1 protein-coding gene is annotated in these 492 nt (G+C 70.5%); it reads right to left on the bottom strand.

Features of this window, described 5'->3' with window-relative positions; translation table 11 throughout:
• A partial coding sequence (locus ABD810_RS36285) for a beta-ketoacyl [acyl carrier protein] synthase domain-containing protein (protein WP_344951747.1) occupies nt 1-492 on the bottom strand: 492 nt, incomplete at both ends.

The following is a 492-nucleotide window of genomic DNA, read 5'->3' on the forward strand; positions in this document are numbered from 1 at the left end:
CCGACGCCCATGACGCACCGCATCCGACAACCGCTCCAGCAACACCAACCCCACACCCTCACCCCACCCCGTCCCATCAGCCGCATCCGCGAACGCCTTCACCCGGCCATCGGCGGCCAGCCCGCGCTGGCGGCTGAGGTCGATGAACGCGGCAGGGGTGGACAGGATGTTCACCCCTCCGGCCAGCGCGAGAGTGCAGTCGCCCTGACGCAGCGACTGGCACGCCAGATGCAACGCCACCAGCGACGACGAGCACGCCGTGTCCACCGTCACCGCGGGCCCCTCAAGGCCCAGCGTGTAGGAGACGCGACCGGACAGCACGCTGCTCGCGACCCCGGTCATGCGGTGGGCTTCGACGTCCTCGTCCGTCTCGGCGAGGAGTTGCGAGTAGTCGCTGCCAGCGGCGCCGGCGAAGACGCCCGTGGGGGTGCCACGCAACGAGGACGGATCGATCCCCGCCCGCTCGAACACCTCCCACGCCACCTCCAGCAA

It is taken from the genome of Sphaerisporangium flaviroseum (assembly GCF_039537005.1).
Classification (GTDB): Bacteria; Actinomycetota; Actinomycetes; order Streptosporangiales; family Streptosporangiaceae; genus Sphaerisporangium; species Sphaerisporangium flaviroseum.